Consider the following 19,839-nt stretch of genomic DNA (forward strand, 5'->3'; position numbering starts at 1 on the left):
ATCCGGTAAAATGAAATCGGTTACATATAATGAAGTCTTCGTATTCCATATAGATTAGGGTGAATTCAATGGAAAACACCAATCAAAGTAAACCCAATTCCTTCACCATGCCGGATCCTGCAGTCATTCAACAGGCAGTACATCGGATGGTACAAGACAGAAAGAGGAGCCAGCAGGTTCTGCTTGCTTCAGCAGCACCCTCAATCTGCTCTATCGATGCCATTGGAAAGGCATTATTGCAACCAGAGCTAGCTTCTTTTTACACAGATCTGAGCAGCTATGGGGAACGTGCCCTGAACGAAAGCTTGCCTTCGCTGTCATTCGGTCTTTATCGGAAGTTTGGGGATATAGGGGAACGAAAGTTGTATGAGGATGCGTATTTTGAACGCAGGGGACGTCTTGCGGCAATAGCGCTGCTCGCTGTGGATTTGAATGCGCCGAGATGGATAGAGACATTGGAAAATATGTTGTGGGATGTATGTGGTGAGTATACATGGTGTTTGCCTGCACATTTGGGTTCGGGGGGAGTGGAACAGGTCAACGGTAATATCGATCTGTTTGCCGCGGAGACGGTACATATGCTGGCCGAAATCGTAACAATTCACGCGGATCGACTGGATCCACGTATCATCCAGCGGATTAGGTCTGAGGCCGAGCGGCGCATCTTCACACCGCTCTATCGGGAACAACGTACCTATCACTGGCAAGATGCAGAGCATAACTGGTCTGCTGTGTGCAGCGGATGCTGTGGCATGGCTGGATTATTACTGCTGGAGGAAGAAGCGATTCTGACGGAATCGGTTGGTCAGACGATTCGTTCCATGCAGGCATTTCTGAGTGGATATGGCATGGATGGCGGCTGTGCAGAAGGCATTGGTTACTGGGTGTATGGGTTCGGCTATTTCGTCTATTATGCCGACATGCTGCGTGAATACAGTGAAGGTAAGTTGGATCTGCTGAGTGGTTCGAAAATAGCGGCGATAGCAGCCTTTCCACTGCGGGTACATCTGTCAGGAGGAACCTTCGTGAATTATTCGGATAGTGCGGAGCAGCAAGAGATTCCTTCGGGCTTGCTCTCACTTCTGGCATCTCGTTTCGGTATACAGGTGGATCTTCCGTTTCATATCCCTTTGTTTATCAATGATCCCTGTCATCGTTGGGCTCACCTGCTGCGTAACGTGATGTGGAGCAGTCCGGCAATGTACCTTCAAGAAGTGGGGGCTGTTCCGGCGGAACGAGGGATCATTTTGGAAGATTTGGGCTGGATGATTGCGAAGGGAGCACTTGATTCTCCAAGCGCAGATCTTACCAGAGATGAACCTCTCGCTATTGCCTTTTCCATCAAGGCCGGGCATAACGAGGAACCCCATAACCATAATGATCTTGGGCAATTTATGATCCATTGTGGTGGCGAAAATATTCTTTGTGATCCGGGAGCAGGGCTGTATACACAAGCCTATTTTGCTCCGGGTAGAGAGCAGTTGTTCCACATTAGTTCGTCCGGGCATAGCGTGCCCCGGATTGAGGGGAAGGAACAGAGCTCAGGGCGCGAGGCGCAAGCACAGATTCTTGAGGCGAAGGTTTCGGACGATGACCGTACACTGGATGCCTGTTTGGAACTGACAGCAGCTTATCCTGAAGCAACTTCGCTCGCTTGTTATACACGCCAGCTGCATTGGAGCGTTCCTGTTAATGATGTCGGGAGCGTGGCAGAACTTCGTCTGAAGGATCGATTTCAATGGAAAAACAGAGCGGCGTCTTCATCAGGCACGTTACATTCGGTGGGAGAATTGCACCGGCCGAGTGTGACGGAGCGGTTTATGAGCAGAAAGGTACCTGAGAAGGTACATGAGGGGCAGATTCAATGGCATGGCGAGAGAGCAACGGTATGTATGACGTACGATGCAAATCAGTGGCAGGCGGATATAGAGGTCATTCATACGGTTGATCATGACAATGTGCCAGTTACATTCTATCGGACATCACTTGAATGGCGAGAGCAGTTGGATAACTCCTTTGCAGGAAGTGAGGAAATTGATCTATCGGAGACGGTGTGTGAGCTGAAGTTCACGATTGAACCAAAGTGAAAGATGGAGGTGAGCATACGTGAGTGAGTATAAAGCCGCATCAACTTATCCATGGAAAGATGTACTCGAGAATTACCGTAAACTGGCGGAAGAGGCGGGGCCTGCCTCGTCAGATGGTTGGAATCAGGCTCGCAAATTGGCCCTTGTGGAGAGTGTTGTTCGGGCTTATACACCATACCAGGACAGTAGTGGCGCCATTATTGATCCGTTCTCGGAGGCGGAGCGATATTATTCCACACCAGCTTATGCAATGGCTGCATCAGTTCTTGTTCAAGCGGGACATATGGATCTGCTTGCTTCGGCCGCCTCGGCCCTGTCACACAGCATCGATGTTGTTGTGGAGGGTTGTGCACCGGATCATCATCCGGACTTTTTTCCTGTGTTGATGATGAGAGCTTACATCCTGTTGAAGCCGCATTTGCCTGAGCAAGCAAAGGTCTGGGCAGAGGCCCTCAAGAAGATACAGCCTGAACAAGATTATGTTTTTACAATGAGCAAAATGAACAATTCCAATCGCATGATCAACTGGAACGCCATCATGATCTCCGGAGAATATCTGCGCTTGAGGGAGCAGCTTGCCAGTGAGGGTACGGATTGGATGGATCGGTATCTGAATCTGTATCATCTGCCACGATTTACGCCGCTTGGACTATATCAGGACGGGCCGCTGGACCGACCGAATTGTCCATTTTCCTATGATATTGCAACACGCTATCATCTGGATGTCATGATTGAAGCGGGATATGACGGGGCGTGTGCTGGTGAGTTGAAGGAACAATTACGTCATGGTGCATTCAGTACGCTGCTTACACTTTCACCGCTGGGGGAGATTCCGCCGCGGGGACGCAGCTCCCAACATCAATGGAATGAAGCGGCAGCAGCCTACGTATGTTCTGCCCATGCAGCACAGGCATTACAGGCTGGAGATCGGGTGATGGCTGGGGCGTTCGCTCGTGCGGCCAATTGGTGTTTCGAAGCGGTGGAGCGTTGGAAGATGGATGATGGGCGTCTGAAAATAGTTCGCAACGAGTATCCCCCTGAGGCGCGTCATGGCTACGAAATCTATACGAATCATACGGGTTATAATCTGTGGACGGCAGCAGCGCTGGCCCATGCCTGCCTTAGCGATCCTGGTGAAGATGTAACGGAAATATACCTTCCTTCTGAGATAGGAAACCGAGTGTTGCAGGCCGATGGATGGTTTGAAACGATTATCGCCTCTGTACCAGGTCAACAAATGATTCTGCATACGGCCATGAATGATCCATACACGGTTCCCGGTCTCGTGCGTATACAACAGGCGGGATTGCCGGGGCTGATCGGTCCATCGGCAGCTGGACATGTGCAATCCGGATTCACGGAGTTTGCGGAAGGGGAAGTTGGTCCGTTGAGCTATTGTCCTGTCTGGAAGACGGCAGATGGGAACTGGCACAGTCTTGCCGGGGGCATTCCGTCAGGTGCTGACTATGACAGGGATGCAGGGATTAATCCTGCCGACGGCGGAGGTTCGATTTTGCTTGAAACGCTAGATCAAGAGGTCGAAGATGTTTCTGCCTCTACAGGGGGAGATGACGGGAAGCATCTGGATCAGACCAATGCATTTACAGTGACATGGCTCGGCCCACTACCCGGGCTCAATTCACTGCGAACCCGTTATGTACAGCGGGCGGAGTTGCTTACTGTGACCTATGAATTCGACGGTGAGCTTGAGGCGGTGGGGGCACTCATTCCATTGATGTTCAATGATGGACGCGAGCAGGCTGACATCACTCATTCCAAGCAGGCTGTGCGCAGCGAGTACCGGGGAGCTTATGTGGAATCCACCGTGCTGGATGAAGGAGCCATCATTCATCTTAAGCAACAGCCGGTGGCATCCCGCAATGGGCTGCTGAAGGAAGCACGGATGGAAGTGAGCGGTGGACGAAGTATAACGTTTACGATCAGATTGGGTATCGTGCATTGATTAGAGGAGGGGTAAGTTAATGAATACATCAACATCTGTGAAATGGCTGGAGGAAGCATGGCGGCAAGGAGCAGCCAAAACGATTCGCAACGCGAAGCGCATCAAGGATACATTTCCGCACACCGCCCCGCAGGGCATATATGACCGGAATGATCCCGAATGGTGGACCGCCGGCTTCTGGCCGGGGCTGTTATGGCTTGTCTATGGCGAGTCACCGGAAAACCAAGCTGTCGCTCCGTTAACCCGCATTGCCGAAAGTTGTGAACGGCAATTGGAAGGTTGTCTGCGTGATCCCGAATCGGTGGATCACGATCTCGGGTTCATCTGGCTGCTTAGTGGCGTAGCCAACTACCGCCAGACCGGCAGCGCAGATGGTCGGCGGCGGGGCATGCTCGCCGCCAATCTGCTCGCTGCCCGCTTTAACGTGCGCGGTGAATTCATCCGCGCCTGGAACTTCAGCTCGTCAACCATGGATACGCGCGGCGTAGCCATCATTGACAGCATGATGAACCTGCCGCTGCTCTATTGGGCATCCGAGCAGAGCGGCGACCCGCGCTTCCGCTGCCTGGCGGAAGCGCATGCGGACACCGTGGCGCGCGAATTCGTCCGCGCTGACGGGTCCATCTGCCACGTGGTGGAGTTCGATCCACTCACGGGGCAGAAGCTGCAGGAGCATGGCGGGCAGGGCCATGCTCCAGGTTCAGCCTGGGCGCGGGGTACCGCCTGGGCGTTGCACGGGTTTGCGCTGTCTTTCCGGTATACGGGCGAAGCCCGCTATCTGGAGACAGCGGAGCGGGCGGCCGATTTCTTCCTCGCCATGCTTGGCGAAGAGATCGTGCCGGTGTGGGATTTCCGCGCACCTGCCGAGCATCAGGTGGCGTGGGACTCGTCCGCTTCGGCAATTGCCGCAAGCGGACTGTTGGAGCTGGCGAAGCTGTCGCCGCGCGGCGAGCAATATGCGGCCGCGGCAGAGCGAATCCTTCGCGGGCTGCATGAGAACTACAGCTCCGGTGAGACGGCCGCGGAAGAAGGTCTAATCATGCAGGGCACGGTGCATTATCCAGAGGGTCGTGGCTTGAATGTGCCGATTATATACGGCGATTATTTCTATATGGAGGCGCTGGCGAAGCTGCGTGGACGTCCAGGTTTATTTTAGAGAAACGAGTATCAGGAACATCACACGTCGAGCGGCGAGTATGAGTGAGAAGGTGCATGAGTATGCGTCCTACTCATACAGCCGTGCGAGTGTGCCTGCCTCCTAGCGGGACAGGGTATTCCTGTCTAGGAGGCGGAGCACACCCTTGGTCTCAGACCGATTTATTTTCGATGTCGGGTGTGCGTCTTAAAATGACAAAATCGGCCGAGGACTGATCGGGATATCGCTGAGGAATAATTTCATGTACCTTGAATTCGGGATAGTCAAACAGATAGTCAAAAATATTCCGGTCCTGAATGGTGCTAACCCCTGGATTACCGTTTTCTTTCAAACGAGTGTACAACACAACCCACTCTGACGTAGAGTGCAGAATGTCGTAGAGTGTATTGCGAAAATCCGTTTCATCCGTAATATGATAGAGTACATCCAGACAGACGGTGAGATCAGCTTGCAGGAAACCACGGTTAATCCATAGACCGGGTGTATATAACATGAAACTTTTGGACGTATCGTTAGCAAATTTGGAGGCGCATAGACGCACCGACGAGGCAGCTACATCGACACCTAGATACGTATTATAGTTCATATATTGCAGTTGATTGCCATCACCGCATCCAAATTCAATGACGCTGGAAATACCCACACGCTGAATCAGTCCATTTACTACCTCTGCCTTGAATTCAGCCAAAGCCCCGTAAGATCCTCTTCCGGATGTCCTGCCATTGCTATAGGTCTGTTCCCAATATCCTTTGTAATCAAAAGGCTGATTCATGTGTCTCCCCCGATCATATAAATGAATTCAAAATAGTGACTATACATAGGTTATGCGTAATATTTGCAGGTATGAACCATTTGGAAATCGATAGATCGTATGAATGAATTTCCACGAAATCCCCTGAAAATTCCCTGAAAGTCTAAACATCTGGAAAGAACTTGCCGACATTAAACTAAGGAACAAAATGAAAAGAATCGGGGGGAAATGATGTTAAAGCCAAGATTGACCAATTACATGGTGATGATGCTGGTATTGGTGCTGAGTATTTCCAACGTAGGCTTGGCCGCTGCGGCAGATAAAGAACTGTCCAAAATTGTAGTTTCCAAAAATGAGCTGTCGCTCGAAGTGGGTGATTCCAGTTCGGTTACGGTGACAGGAGTATATACCGATAATACATCGGCTAACGTAACCATCAGTTCTTCCTGGAGCAGCAGTGATACTTCGATAGCGACTGTATATAATGGTGCCATTACTGCCAAAAAGGAAGGTACGGCAACCATTACAACGTCGTATCTGACTCAGAGTCAGACGGTTCAGGTGAATGTAACCAAAAAAGTCAAAGCCCTTTCCAAGAATGTGCAGTCGCTGGACTTGCGCACAGGAGATAGCAAAGACATTATTTTGACGGCAACTTACAGTGATAATACGACGAATGCAGATGCATCCAAAGTTGCCGAGTGGTCCTCTGATGACGAGAAAGTCGCAACGGTTGTGAATGGTAAAGTTACTGGGCAAAGCGCCGGAACAGCTGTCATCACAGGTAAAGTGGGCAGCCAAAGTGTGACTGTCGATGTTAACGTTGAGGTTGTTAAACGTGTGGATGTGGACAAGAAGCAGGTCAATCTGCTCTTGAACAAAAGCGAAACTGTAAAATTGACAGCCACCTATCCAGATGGCACAACCAAAGATGTAACGGATCTGGCAGAGTGGACGTCAAGTAATGAAAAAGTAGCAGATGTATTAAAAGGTGAAATCACAGGATACTCGGCAGGTTCTACTAAGATCACAGCCAAATACGGAACGAAATCCGTATCGGTAGATGTAGATGTGGATCTGACAAGCAAACTGAGTGTGGAGAAACAGAGCATTTTCTTCCGTCTGAGCGAGTCCAATAAAACGGCAAATGTAGTATTGACTGCCTCTTATCCAAATAGCGCTGATGTGAATGTAACGGATCAAGCGACATGGACATCCAGCAACGAGCAGGTAGCGACGGTATTCAAGGGACAAGTTACAGCGATTGGTGCGGGTTCTACGACAATCAAAGCAACGTATAGCGGCAAAACTGTAGAAATCACGGTTGACGTTGATACGGCAAGATATCTGGATATTGCAGGTGTCGAAGATAAACTGGCTATGAGCGTTACAGGTGATAACAAAACCAAGAAACTGGTAGCCAATGCAGAATATATTGATGCAAGTACAGAAAACGTAACTTCCAAAGCAACTTGGACATCCAGCAATGCGGATGTTGTATATGTATCTGGCGGCGAGCTGATCGCTTATAAATCGGGTACAGCAACCATCACTGCGGCATACGGCGGCAAAACCGTTAAATTCACAGTGAATGTAGATGTTCCGGACAAGTATGAAATGGACAAGAAAAAAGGTTCTGTAGCCGTTGGTGGTACATTGTCTGTGAAAGTATTGGCCGTATATGGTGATACATCCAAAGACGTGTCCGAAGATGCGAATTGGAGCAGCAGCAGTGAGAAACTCGCTGAAGTGGACAGCAAAGGTGTCGTGACAGGTATTGCAACAGGTAAAGTAACCATCACAGCCAAAATTGAAGGTAAAACGTTAACTCTGCCTGTTGAAGTAGGCATGGCTAGTGGGCTGGAGGCAGATGTGAACTTTGTGGTGTTGTCCTCCAAGGAAACACAACAAATCGTACTCACAGCTACGGATGAAGATGGCTTGACCAAGGATGTTTCATCCGATGCAACATGGAAATCAAGCAACTCCCGGGTGGCTGATGTGAAGAAAGGGGTTATCACTGCCAACAGCAGCGGTAAAACCAATATCACGGCTGAATATGGCTCCCAAAAAGTGACGATTGCGGTTGAAGTGGACGTTATTTCACGCATTGAAGCATCCGAACCGGCTCTTTCCCTGAAAACCGGTGATTCCGCTGATCTTACAGTTACTGCTTATCTGAGCGATGGCAGTGAGCGTGATGTCACGGACAAAGCGGAATGGAAAACCAACAGCTACAAAGTAGCTCAGGTAACTAAAGGTAAAGTAAAAGCGACAGGTTCAGGTAAAGCAAAAATTACAGCGAAGTACGGCAGCAAAACGGTAACCATTGCAGTCGATGTAGATACACTGAAATATTTGCAAACCGATAAAGTAACCCTGACCATGAAGCCTGGTGACAAGGCAACCCTGGTTGCTACAGCAACGTATCTCGATGGCAGCGAAGCGAACGTATCCAAGCCGGCACTTTGGAAATCTTCCCGTATTGCGACAGCATCGGTGAAAGATGGCATCATTCAGGCCAATGGTAAGGGTAAAGCAACCATTACCGTGACTTATGCAGGTGTGAAAACCAAAGTAACTGTAGTCGTTGAAGCGAAATAATATTTTCAAGTACGAAGATAAAACAAGCAATTCTATGTACGGTGATGACAGCTTAAATGCTGGCGTCACCGTTTTTTTATAGTGGAGATTGGAAATAAAAAACTAACAATACAAAAAAAGAAACGCCCAGAAACATGTGCATATATCCACTTTGGATATAAAAACACATTGTTCCAAGACGTTCCCCGAATCTAAATAATCAATGAATTACATCGTATGAGACAGAACCAACGCTCCGTATGCAAAAGCAATGACGATGAGTATGGCTGGATGCAGCTTGGTCTTGGTCATGACCCAGAGCGAGATCCCTGCAATGATCAATGTCTGCCAAATGCCGATGGAATTGGTGGATACCTGACCGAATTCCCATGTAAGTAAGATCATAAGTACAGCAATAACCGGTTGTACGAGCAGCGTCATCCCTTTCACCTTTGGTGAAGTACGATGCTTGTTCAGTAAACGAAGCAGCAGAATTAACGCGACAGCCGAAGGTACAACGGTGGCAAAACTGGCGATGAATGCGCCAAACCAGCCAGCTACCTGATAACCGACAAATGCGGCAATTTTGGTCGCGATTGGACCGGGAAGTGCATTACCGATGGCGAGTACATCACCGAATTGCTCGGTGGTCATCCACTTGTAGTGGTTGACCACTTCTTCCTGCATTAACGGAATGGAGGCGGGGCCGCCCCCGTATCCCAAGATATTGGCTACAAAAAATCCCCAAAACAATTCCCACCATGTCTGAAGCATCGCTTAGGACACCCCCTTGTCGGAATTGCCTTTGGATTTGAAACGCTGGACCACATCCAGATGGAAGACGCCATATCCGAGGAAGACGGCAATCACAATACCGGGGTGAATATCTAGCAGCTGCAGCAGCACAAATGCAAGGACACCGAACAGGGCGGCAAAGGTTGTACCGAGTCCCTTCCATGCTTTCTTGGCGAATTCGTATGCCATCATGCCGAGCATGACAAAAATAACCGGGCGAACAGCGGCCACCATGCCTGCTACGATTTTCGATTCGCGGAGCGCGTACATGGAGCCAAGCAGCGCAATGATGGCGATGCTCGTTGGCAAAATGTGGGCCAAAACGGACACAATAGCGCCCAGCACGCCTTTGGTTTTATACCCCAGATACGCAGCCATCTTGGTGGCAATAGGACCAGGCAGGGCGTTGGCAATGGCCAAAATCTCGCCAAACTCATCATCGCTGACCCACTTATAGCGGGTAACGGCTTCATAACGGATCAGCGGAATAACCGAAGGGCCGCCGCCATATCCCAAAATTCCGGTTCGTACCATCCCAATGACGAGACCGTTGTAATCTTTCCAACTCATGCTGAATTCCTCCTAGAGTCTCATGCCCATTCGGCTTTTATATCGTTTTAACAACAACTGTGATTCTACCTTGACGATGCCGGGCATCTTGTAGAGCTTCTCCAGCAGGAACTGCTCCATCTCTTCCATATCTGCAAAAATACCATGCATGTGCAGGGTACTCGGGCCTGTCATATGATAGAGGCTGGTTACTGCTGGTTCTTCGTCCAGTTTCGCGGCCACTTCATCCAGAAATAGCGGTTCTACATCGACATTGAAAAAGGCAGAGACCTGGAGTCCAACTTTGCCCGGATTGAGAACCACAGTGAAGCGTTCAATGATTCCCTTTTCGGATAAGGCATTAATGCGAGCCTGAACGGCCACACGGGACAAACCGATCTGTGCACCCAGATCGGTGTAGGATATCCGGCTATTTTGGTGAAGGGCGGCAATGATTTTACGATCGATTGTATCCAGATTGTGCATTTGCGGAATTTCTCCCCCTTTGGAGGAGCGTTTCTCTGACATGATTGACCATCCTTTTTTTAACTATATAGAATAAAAAATTATGATAGGATCTACGTACAATTTGTATGCAGCATTCATATTTTAATGACGAATCGTAATTGGAGTCAATATATTTATTGTAAATGTTGAATTTATCCGATTCAGAGCTTTCATTTTGTCATTTTTACCAATCAGAGATGATGAATGGGAGCAGAGCAGGAGGCAAGTATGAATCGAAAAAGAGACTGTTCACGGAGCACATCCGTAAAACAGTCTTCTATATAAAGTACAGGTTGCAGCGACTTAATGAACAGTTTTGGGTAGACAAAAGGTCACGACCGTTCCTTCCCCAGGCTCCGAACACACTACGAGTGTACCTCCGGCTCCGCGGGCTCGCTCCTCCATGCTAAACAGACCAACGCCGTTACCAGCCGTCGTACTGTTGAACCCTGCGCCTTGGTCCATGATCTTCACAACGGTTGCCTCTTCCGAATCTTCCACCGTCACATGTGCTTCTGACACATCGGCGTACTTGGCCACATTGGTTAACGCCTCCTGGATAATGCGATACATGGCGATCTCCCGGTTCATCTCCAGCCGTTTTCGCAGATTACATTCCAGCTCCACTTCAATCCCGTAGTGACGGGTATAGTTCTCGATATACGTGCGAATGGCCGGAACGACACCAAGGTCATCCAGTACGGAGGGTCTCAGCTCCCATGCCATGCCGCGTACATCCTCCATAATGCCTGTAACTTGTTTCCGCAGTGCTTCTACGCCAGATTGAGGCTGATCAGCCAGCAGACGATCCATCTGAATGACGAGGGAGAAGAGACTCTGTCCAATGCCGTCATGCAGCTCGCGGGAGATGCGACGCCGTTCCTCTTCCTGAATGTTCATGACCTGGGTCATCATCGTCTGTAACTCGGCTTCGACCTGCTTCAGCTTGGTTACCTCACTACGAACGGCCAAATACTGATAGGGCTCACCATCGTTATCGAGAAAAGGCACAATCGTTGTATTCACCCAATAATGACTGCCATCTCTCGCACGGTTACGGATCTCTCCGTTCCACACTCGTCCGGAAGAGATGGTTTCCCACAGGTTCTTCATAAAGTTCTTGCCGTGATAACCCGAATTAATGATTCGATGATCCTGACCGATCAATTCTTCCCGATTATATTGTGAAATTTCGCAAAACTTATCGTTTACATACTGGATCTTTCCTTTGCGGTCCGTGAGGGCTACAATGGACGACTCATCCAGGGCAAACTTCAGATCACTGAGCTGGTGCAGGGAACCTTTCAGTCTACTGCGGAATTCAGTATCTGTAATGTGACTGTCGATTTCCTCTAATAACTGCCGTACAGGTTGATCGGCAAATCCGCTAAGTCTGTTTTTGCGTGCGCTACTCAAAGTTAAGCAACCCCTTTTTCATCGCAAACTTTACCAGTTCCGGTCTGGTTCGAAGGCCAAGCTTCTCCATCAAATTGCTTTTGTGGGATTCGACCGTTTTGACACTGATCACCAGATGTTCGGCGATCTCCTTGTTGGCGTAACCCTTGGCAATCCAGGACAATATCTCTTTCTCCCGCTCGGATAACGTGTCATATGGTCCGGCGTTCTCCTGTTTCGCTTTGTCCAGGTATTCACTCATCAGCCGCTTGGTCGCACTTGGGTACAGATAGGCGCTACCCTCTGCTACGGAACGAATAGCGGCAAGCAATTCTTCATGTGGCGCGCTCTTGAGAATATATCCGGATGCTCCAGCGTGGATGGCGCGGAACAGATATTCTTCATCGTCATGCATGGTCAGGATCAATATGGAGACATCCGGCATCAATTTCTTCAATTCAGCGGTAGCGGTCAGACCGTCTTTGCCTGGCGGCATGCTGAAATCCATTAAAACCACATCCGGCTTCAGTTCTTGTGCCTTGGCAATAGCTTCATCCCCATCGGCCGCGTCTCCAACAATATGTATATCATTTTTTCCGTCAAGCAGGGCAATCAGCCCGGAGCGTACAACTACATGATCGTCGACAACCAATAATTGAATCACATCATTTTCCTCCTGTCCGGTTCCACAGTTCTTTCTTTATCATACCAAAAAAGAAAGCCATTCAGAGGTTAATCTCTGAATGGCTTCGATTTTCTGTTAGTGCGTGTTACTCCCATAAGGAAATAACAAGACTTCTTAGCATACTCCAGACAGATGTCTTTATCCGTACACTTGTGGCTGCAGCTGTATAGCAACCTGTTCGGTCTGACGGACCATCTCCGGTGAGAACGTGCAGGGTAACCTGCTGCCAAGGAGCAGCACGGCGCCAGGAACACTTCCTTGCTGGAACACAGGCACGGCTATGGCACATACCAACCGCTCCGCAAGCATTAACGGGCAACGGCCGGGTGTATGCTCCCCGGTGGATTGTGCATCAGATAGAGCGGTGCGTCCAGTCCGAAGCGCTGTGCCAACCAGATCTTGTCCAGGGCGCATCTCCATGCGCTTCACTCGCTCGTTGCTGGCGCCGGATGTATACTTCCAGCGCAGCATCGTCCCGGACAGACAGGCCAGTCCGCAAAAATCGCTGGAGGTATTCATGCGCAGGCCGTCGATCATCTCCTGAATGCCAGATGGCAGTTCATCATGCATGAGAGGACACTTCCTTTTTTGGAATCATACCGTACGTTACGGTGTAATCAATATCGTTAACCTGTGGTCAGGGAAATCTTAAAATAAGGGTATTTCGCTGCTGTTTCTATTGTAGCCCCTTTCTTCTGGATTGTAATTCAGGGAAAACCCCTATTTCCGTTCTGCAATTTGCTGATCCTGTGTATGGACAGGCAATTAGGCCAGGAACGGCAAGGCTTTTATCGATTACGGAGTCGTAAAGGGTCCTCATAAGTGTGATTTATCTCACAGCAAATTCAGGGAGTTTCCCCGCGAGGTTCAGGTAATCCCCCGATAACCCCCACGCTATATTCGCGGTATGATGGATACATAAGGAAACACCGAGGGGGACGATGGTAATGGGTACGGTATTTACAGAAAGAACAACCCAGGCGACACAACAAGAACAGACGGAGGCGAGCAAGATGACACGGGAGACAGGTGGAATCCTTTCGTTCGTGACAGCTGAACAATGGGGCTTGATCGAAGCGAAGATGCAGCCGAAACGGGTAAAGTCGGGGTACAGTCTCTTTCTGGAAGGCGATGAAGCCGGATACCTGTACTACATTCGCTCGGGAAGAGTGAAGCTGACCAAGTCGACTGAGGATGGGAAAGAAATCATTTTATCGATTCAGCAAACCGGCGATCTGATTGGAGAGTTTGGCGGTATAGGCGGATTGACTCACAGCTACAGTGCAGAGATGGCAGGCAAAGGGGAGCTGGGGATTATCTCGCTCAGCGACTTGGAAAGTGTGCTCAGCAAACATGGTGATCTTGCCTTGAAATTCCTGCAATGGATGGCGCTCGCCCAGCGTATCACCCAGTCGCGTTTCCGTGATCTCTTGCTCTATGGCAAGGCAGGTGCGCTCGCATCGACGCTGATTCGTGCCAGCAACTCGTATGGCAGAATTACGCCGGATGGCATCGTGCTCGACATGAAGCTGAATCATACCGAGTTGTCGGAAATGATTGGTGCCACGCGGGAGAGTGTAACGCGTATGTTGGGAGCCTGGAAAGAACAGGGGACGCTGGACACCGTGGATGGAAAGCTGATGATTCGTGACCTGGCAGCCTTGCGCTGCATGTGCGGATGTCCTACATTTCCAAGCTGTCCGGTAGAGCTGTGTCGATTGTAATGAAAGCAAGTTGAATAGGGTTGTACCTTCGATGGCGATTGGGGTCGTTACGGAGAAATCAAAAAAAGCTGATGTCCGATGTACTCGGGGTCAGCTTTTTGGCGTAGTTATATGTTTTTTTGTTGTAGGCACGATTAGCGTCCAACGTTTGCACCTATATACTCCTTAGCAAGAATCGAATATAGACATGAATCATGATATTCCCCTTTGTAAAACCAATGCTCTCGCATCAGACCTTCACGCTGCATACCAATCTTCTGCATAACGTTCTCTGAAGCCTTGTTGTTCGGGCGGCATTTCGCATATATCCGGTGTACGCCAAGTGTATTGAAGCCAAAGCCAAGCATGGCTCGGGCTGCTTCGGCAGCATACCCTTTTCCCTGATAAAGGGGATTGAGCACATAACCGATCTCAGCGTTCGTCTTTTCGATGTGAAGGCCAACACCGCCGATCAGGATGCCCTCCTTTTTCAAGCATATCGCCAGTTCGAAGCCCTCTCGTGGTTGTGTTTGCTGTAAATTCATTACAAATTCCACATAAGCCCGCGTATCTTCCTCTGTATTCGGTCCCCATGCCGTGTGCTGAGTAACTTCTGTCATGGATGTGTAGCTATGTATACTTTCCCAGTCTGTCTCCAGAATATCCCGGATGATGAGTCGTTCGGTTTCCAATTGCATCGCTATTCCCTCCTATATAAAACAAAAATAGCCCAATAACCGATTCGTGTAAAGAATGGGTTACGAGCTATGTAAGTATAAGGCATGCTATTGTGGTTGTTTACATTCAACTGCGGGATAAGTATAAGCCAGCTTGCGGATAATTTCCTTTTGCCATTTGGTGTCACCCAGGTTGGTTGCCAGGTTCAGAAGATCCAAATAATCGTCAAGCTGCAGATCAGCCTTTTGCAGAGTTGTATTCATTCGATGTTCGTTCCCCTTTATCTATAAAATCGTTAAGTCATGTAAAGTAGACAGAAGACTTGAGACAAGCTCAAGAATGATAATCATTATCACAGCTATATGTTTATTATGCAATGAACGATGGCAAAATGCAATGCCAAGGCTCGAATAATCTTAACTTTTTTTCGAAAATAGGCTCAACCACAGCAGATAGGGAATGTACACACCCAGATATGCAGACGGATAAAGGAACCATCCATTCAACAGGAAATGGTGAATTTCGGTGGTGAACGTCGTCATATGGGCATTCGTAGCGTACACATCGCCTGCAATGACCGTCGCCGCACTATAGAAGCAGAGCAGGGCAAGGACATGGAAAACACGGGTCACCATCCGGGAGCGAAGTGCAACAAAAACCATAATCAGTGGAACAATCAGCAGGAGCAGAAGAAATAGAAACTTCATCGTACAGGTCTCCTTTGGGATACTTTTGTTAACCAGTATGGGCAATTGGTGTAACTTCCAAAAGTTTTTGCAAACATTTTACAAAAAGAAAGAGGAATTCAGCATATGAACGATTAAATTAAAGGTGGATAACCCATTATCAGGTAATTATGAGGAGGAGAAGGCAAGTATGAAGAAAGCGATATGGCAGCATTGGACCGGAGCATTCCTGGTCTTCATCATGATGGCAACGGCGTTGCTGGGGCCGGGTTCTTTAAGTCCGGTACAAGCTGCAGCGCCCCTTACGGTATCTCAGGCCATCGCAGCCCAGAGTGGTGGAGGCACGGCAACGGTAGAAGGATATATTGTTGGACATGCCACGGGTTCGCTTACAGCCAAATTTACATCTCCTTATGCCAATGATTTCAACTTCCTGATTGCCGATTCAGCGACAGAGAAGACCAATGCGAAACTGCTGGATGTGCAGATTCCAGCGTCGTACCGCTCGCAATATGGACTGGCTACCAACCCGAATCTTGTAGGGCAGAAGGTTATCGTAACCGGAACGCTAGGTGCATACAACAGTTATGCCGGAGTGAAGAATCCTACCTCCATCGCACTCTCCTCTGGAACAACCAATCCTGATCCTGATCCAGGCACAACGCTGCCGGATGGTACTGGAAAAAAAGTATTGTTCGACAACTCGCATGCTCAGACAGCCGGGGCTGCGGACTGGGTTATTGATGGGGCATTTTCAGACTTTGCGAATGGTTTGCGAAACGCAGGCTTTACCGTGGATCAGCTGAATCGCAGCATCCCGTATACCTTCGGTGAGCAAGCCATCACCTTTAATAAATTGAAAGACTATGATGTCTTCGTTATCGGCGAAGCGAACGTGCCTTTCAAAGCGACAGAGCAGGCTGCGCTGCTGCAATATGTACAGAATGGTGGCAGTGTCTTCTTCATTGCCGACCACTATAACGCAGACCGGAACAAAAACCGCTGGGATTCCTCTGAAGTATTCAACGGCTATCGCCGGGGTGCATTCTTGAATCCAGCCAAAGGCATGTCGTCAGCAGAAGCTGAATCTCCAGCGATGCAAGGCGTGACCAGTTCCGACTGGTTGGCATCCAACTTCGGTATTCGTTTCCGCTACAACGCACTGGGTGATGTTAATGCAACAGATATTGTCGCACCTTCGCAGTCGTTCGGCATTACCACTGGTGTGAGCGCAGTAGCCATGCATGCAGGTTCCACACTTGCCATTATTGATCCGAACAAAGCCAAAGGTCTGGTGTATGTTCCGAGCGGTGTATCTAAATGGGGCAACGCGGTAGATCAGGGCGTATACAATGGCGGCGGACGGGCTGAAGGAGCTTACGCAGCGATTGCCAAGGTCGGTGCAGGTAAAGCAGCATTTATCGGTGACTCCTCACCTGTGGAGGATGCCACTCCAAAATATCTACGTGAAGAAACAGGCGCTGCCAAAACAACGTATGATGGCTTCAAAGAAGTGAATGATGGTGTATTCCTCGTGAATACCGTGAAATGGCTTGCAGTGAAAGAAAGCTATACCAGTCTGTCTCAGGTGTCTGGACTGATATTGGATACGCCGACAAGTCTGCTTGCGATTGAAGCTCCGGCTTCATCGACTGAGCCGCAAACCGAGCCATGGGCTACACCGGCTGCAGGCTATAAATGGTACGATCCTACAACGTTTAAAGCTGGTTCGTACGGCAAAGCGCAGTAAGACAAGCAGGAAGGTAGCTATACGGAGAATCGGCCTGTCCGCAGCGATTGCGGACAGGCTTTATTTTGCATAAATGCCCGGAGTAGAGGGAAACGTATGGGTAATTATGAATGATGAGCGAGATGCCAAAGGTGAGGGGGAGGACCATGATGAATCGGCAAGCAGACTGTGACAGCTCGACCATGAGACAGAAACTCAAAGCAGACCTTCATCGTGTGGCAGAACGAATGAACCAGACGTTATCCACCTTTGATCATGACAGTGTGTGTCTGCTGGGCCAATTTGCGGAGATTCGGGCTGAGATCAAGCATATTGAGGTGCTGGCCTCTTCCTTTTATCTGGATTGTTATCTGTCTCCCTTCACGGAGAAATTTGCAGAATTGACTGCCAGTGTACAGCATTTGTCGGATCGCCGATATGGTGCTCTCATTGTAATTGAACGGGAAGTGCCGCTTGAACCGATTATCCACTCAGGGGTTGCAGTCGATGCGAGAGTCACTCATGCATTGCTGGAATCGCTGTTTATACCGGGTGCACCTCTGCATGATGGGGCTGTACTGATTCGAGGCAATCAGATTGTATCTGCGGGTAATGTCCTGCCTCTATCACAGGCCATTACGCGTGAACGGAAGATTGGCACACGGCATAGGGCTGCTCTCGGATTGAGTGAACTGACGGATGCGGTTGTGCTTGTTGTCTCGGAGGAGACTGGTCAAGCTTCATTCGCCGTGGGTGGGGATCTGCATCCCATCAACGTGGTTGAAACCTTGCCATGATCACTCGTCGCTAAATTTTTTTACCGATTCCATGCTGGAATAACGAACCTTTTTCCCTGTGAAGAGAGAAAGGTCTTTTTGTTACATCGTAATGTGATTTTGCACATACTAGATCATCATGGGTACAATAGAGGGTGGAAGACGAAATGGATGAAGGCGATTGGATCGCAAAAATGGTTGGAGGAGACGGTTACACATGAGCTGGTTTGAAGCAATGGAACATCACGATTATGAGGAACTGGTACTGTGCCAGGATAGAGCCTCTGGTTTAAAAGCAATTATTGCTATTCACGATACAACACTCGGTCCTGCGCTGGGAGGCACACGGATGTGGACTTATGCTTCTGAGGAAGCGGCCATTGAAGATGCCTTGCGCCTTGCGCGGGGAATGACATATAAACATGCGGTATCCGGACTGAATCTGGGCGGAGGCAAAGCCGTAATTATCGGAGATCCGCGCCGTGACAAAAATGAAGCGATGTTCCGGGCCTTTGGCCGATACATTCAGGGACTGAACGGACGGTATGTCACCGCAGAGGATGTGGGAACCACAGAAGAAGATATGAATCTGATCTATCAGGAGACCGACTATGTTACAGGCATATCCCCAAGCTACGGCTCCTCCGGTAACCCCTCCCCGGCAACAGCCTGGGGTGTATATCGGGGTATGAAGGCTGCGGCGAAGCAAGCATTCGGCACGGATCTGCTGGAAGGCAAAACCGTGGCTGTACAGGGCGTGGGCAACGTGGCGATGCGTCTGTGCAAATATTTGTATGAAGAAAGTGCGCATCTAATCGTTACCGATATCCATAAGGATTCCGTGAAGCAGGCTGTGGATCAATTCGGTGCTAAGGCGGTAGACCCTGCCGACATCACTGGAGTGGATTGTGATATTTATGCTCCATGTGCACTGGGCGGTACCATTAACGACGATACGTTGAAACAGCTCAAAGCCAGGGTGGTGGCAGGCTGTGCCAACAACCAGCTGCTGGAGCCGCGTCATGGTGACAAGCTGCATGAAATGGGAATTGTATACGCCCCAGACTACGTGATCAATGCAGGTGGCGTAATTAATATTGCGGATGAGCTGAACGGTTATAACGCCGATCGTGCGTGGAGCAAGGTTGGAGAGATCTACAATACTCTGGAGAAAATCTTCGACACGTCGCGCACCGAAGGCATCGCAACGTATATTGCTGCGGATCGTTTGGCTGAACGCCGGATTGAACTGATGAAGAATACACGCAGCACATTCCTGCAAAATGGTCATCACGCGCTGAGTTCCCGCAGACTGCGCGGGTAAATTTAAGGATTGCATTGAAATGGATAAGAGTGTAGTGTGTCATGAAACCTCAGTCTGAGAGCTGAAGAGTGGGTCGAGTTCGCGGCGCAAAACTCGCCAGAACGCGTGTTTTCTCCACGTGCCCTTTTTCAGACGCTATCCTGAGTCGTATCTTTCGTTTCGCTTACGACGGAGTATGGCCGGAGCGCTAACGAATCTGAGACGTGTTATTCAGGGGTTTGAAGCGTCTACAGAAGGATAAGGAACCTGAGACACGTTATATCAAAATTTGAGGCCGTTTTTAGCGTCTTTTTAGCGAGATTTTAAGCAATAACGCGTCTGGTGTTCCTTACGATTGAAAAAGAGGGCTTGAGAGCCAAATAAGACGTTCTAGGTTCCTTGGAAAAGAGCAGGCGAAGCCTTTCTGAGCCTCCTGCTCGAATGCTCCGAGAAAAGTACAGGTAAAATAAAAATACAAATAAAGGCGGGTGTC

18 protein-coding genes are annotated in these 19,839 nt (G+C 49.3%); 8 read left to right on the plus strand and 10 right to left on the minus strand.

Features of this window, described 5'->3' with window-relative positions; all coding sequences use genetic code 11:
• Positions 1 to 68: 68 nt before the first annotated feature.
• Genes MKY42_RS01955 through MKY42_RS01965 form a run of 3 tightly spaced genes read left to right on the plus strand, consistent with a single transcriptional unit; the run spans position 69 to position 5,206 of the window.
• Entirely contained in the window at positions 69 to 2,087 is a 2,019-nt protein-coding gene (locus MKY42_RS01955) for a heparinase II/III family protein (protein ID WP_339848213.1), read from the plus strand.
• A gap of 19 nt (positions 2,088 to 2,106) precedes the next feature.
• Positions 2,107 to 4,050, plus strand: a complete 1,944-nt coding sequence (locus tag MKY42_RS01960; protein ID WP_090904053.1) for a glycosyl hydrolase — start codon at positions 2,107 to 2,109, stop codon at positions 4,048 to 4,050.
• Between the two features lie 19 nt (positions 4,051 to 4,069).
• Positions 4,070 to 5,206, plus strand: a complete 1,137-nt coding sequence (locus MKY42_RS01965; RefSeq protein ID WP_339848214.1) for a glycoside hydrolase family 88 protein — start codon at positions 4,070 to 4,072, stop codon at positions 5,204 to 5,206.
• A gap of 151 nt (positions 5,207 to 5,357) precedes the next feature.
• Here the strand turns inward: MKY42_RS01965 and MKY42_RS01970 are convergent, their stop codons facing one another.
• Positions 5,358 to 5,978 carry a class I SAM-dependent methyltransferase gene (locus MKY42_RS01970; protein ID WP_179262068.1) on the minus strand — a complete coding sequence of 207 codons (621 nt, stop codon included), beginning with the start codon at positions 5,976 to 5,978 and terminating at the stop codon, positions 5,358 to 5,360.
• Between the two features lie 207 nt (positions 5,979 to 6,185).
• On the opposite strand from MKY42_RS01970, the gene MKY42_RS01975 reads away from it, so the two are divergent.
• On the plus strand, positions 6,186 to 8,561 hold the full coding sequence (locus tag MKY42_RS01975; RefSeq protein ID WP_339848215.1) for an Ig-like domain-containing protein: 2,376 nt from the start codon (positions 6,186 to 6,188) through the stop codon (positions 8,559 to 8,561).
• Positions 8,562 to 8,768: 207 nt separating this feature from the next.
• On the opposite strand, the gene MKY42_RS01980 is transcribed toward MKY42_RS01975, so the two are convergent.
• The 6 genes from MKY42_RS01980 to MKY42_RS02005 all read right to left on the minus strand — a co-directional run bounded on the left by MKY42_RS01980 (position 8,769) and on the right by MKY42_RS02005 (position 13,041).
• A complete protein-coding gene (locus MKY42_RS01980; protein ID WP_053780063.1) occupies positions 8,769 to 9,314 on the minus strand; it encodes a chromate transporter in 546 nt (181 codons plus the stop codon).
• Positions 9,315 to 9,317: 3 nt separating this feature from the next.
• Positions 9,318 to 9,905, minus strand: a complete 588-nt coding sequence (locus MKY42_RS01985) for a chromate transporter (RefSeq protein WP_090904057.1) — start codon at positions 9,903 to 9,905, stop codon at positions 9,318 to 9,320.
• Between the two features lie 12 nt (positions 9,906 to 9,917).
• A complete protein-coding gene (locus tag MKY42_RS01990) occupies positions 9,918 to 10,412 on the minus strand; it encodes an Lrp/AsnC family transcriptional regulator (protein ID WP_090904058.1) in 495 nt (164 codons plus the stop codon).
• 282 nt (positions 10,413 to 10,694) lie between these two features.
• Positions 10,695 to 11,807, minus strand: coding sequence for a PAS domain-containing protein (locus tag MKY42_RS01995; RefSeq protein WP_179262066.1), 1,113 nt, complete (start codon positions 11,805 to 11,807; stop codon positions 10,695 to 10,697).
• Positions 11,800 to 12,450 (minus strand): response regulator transcription factor, encoded by a 651-nt coding sequence (locus MKY42_RS02000; RefSeq protein WP_053780067.1) that lies wholly within the window; start codon positions 12,448 to 12,450, stop codon positions 11,800 to 11,802. Before MKY42_RS02000 ends, MKY42_RS01995 begins: the two co-directional genes overlap by 8 nt.
• Positions 12,451 to 12,609: 159 nt before the next feature.
• Positions 12,610 to 13,041 (minus strand): GAF domain-containing protein, encoded by a 432-nt coding sequence (locus tag MKY42_RS02005; protein WP_090904060.1) that lies wholly within the window; start codon positions 13,039 to 13,041, stop codon positions 12,610 to 12,612.
• A 377-nt stretch (positions 13,042 to 13,418) separates the two neighbouring features.
• On the opposite strand from MKY42_RS02005, the gene MKY42_RS02010 reads away from it, so the two are divergent.
• On the plus strand, positions 13,419 to 14,195 hold the full coding sequence (locus MKY42_RS02010; RefSeq protein WP_256222398.1) for a Crp/Fnr family transcriptional regulator: 777 nt from the start codon (positions 13,419 to 13,421) through the stop codon (positions 14,193 to 14,195).
• Between the two features lie 134 nt (positions 14,196 to 14,329).
• On the opposite strand, the gene MKY42_RS02015 is transcribed toward MKY42_RS02010, so the two are convergent.
• The 3 genes from MKY42_RS02015 to MKY42_RS02025 all read right to left on the minus strand — a co-directional run bounded on the left by MKY42_RS02015 (position 14,330) and on the right by MKY42_RS02025 (position 15,559).
• Positions 14,330 to 14,872 carry a GNAT family protein gene (locus MKY42_RS02015; protein WP_090904061.1) on the minus strand — a complete coding sequence of 181 codons (543 nt, stop codon included), beginning with the start codon at positions 14,870 to 14,872 and terminating at the stop codon, positions 14,330 to 14,332.
• Positions 14,873 to 14,959: 87 nt separating this feature from the next.
• Positions 14,960 to 15,115 (minus strand): hypothetical protein, encoded by a 156-nt coding sequence (locus tag MKY42_RS02020; RefSeq protein WP_162842450.1) that lies wholly within the window; start codon positions 15,113 to 15,115, stop codon positions 14,960 to 14,962.
• Positions 15,116 to 15,268: 153 nt separating this feature from the next.
• Entirely contained in the window at positions 15,269 to 15,559 is a 291-nt protein-coding gene (locus MKY42_RS02025; RefSeq protein WP_339848227.1) for a hypothetical protein, read from the minus strand.
• A gap of 220 nt (positions 15,560 to 15,779) precedes the next feature.
• Between MKY42_RS02025 and MKY42_RS02030 the strand changes: the two genes are divergently transcribed.
• The 3 genes from MKY42_RS02030 (at position 15,780) to MKY42_RS02040 (ending at position 19,367) form a co-directional block, all read left to right on the plus strand.
• Complete coding sequence (locus tag MKY42_RS02030; RefSeq protein WP_257031974.1) at positions 15,780 to 17,288, plus strand: DUF6359 domain-containing protein; 1,509 nt, start codon at positions 15,780 to 15,782, stop codon at positions 17,286 to 17,288.
• 146 nt (positions 17,289 to 17,434) lie between these two features.
• Entirely contained in the window at positions 17,435 to 18,064 is a 630-nt protein-coding gene (gene cdaS / locus MKY42_RS02035; protein WP_179262056.1) for a sporulation-specific diadenylate cyclase CdaS, read from the plus strand.
• A 196-nt stretch (positions 18,065 to 18,260) separates the two neighbouring features.
• Positions 18,261 to 19,367, plus strand: a complete 1,107-nt coding sequence (locus MKY42_RS02040; protein WP_179262054.1) for a Glu/Leu/Phe/Val dehydrogenase — start codon at positions 18,261 to 18,263, stop codon at positions 19,365 to 19,367.
• Positions 19,368 to 19,839 lie beyond the last annotated feature (472 nt).

Source organism: Paenibacillus sp. FSL W7-1088 (assembly GCF_037969855.1).
Classification (GTDB): domain Bacteria; phylum Bacillota; class Bacilli; order Paenibacillales; family Paenibacillaceae; genus Paenibacillus.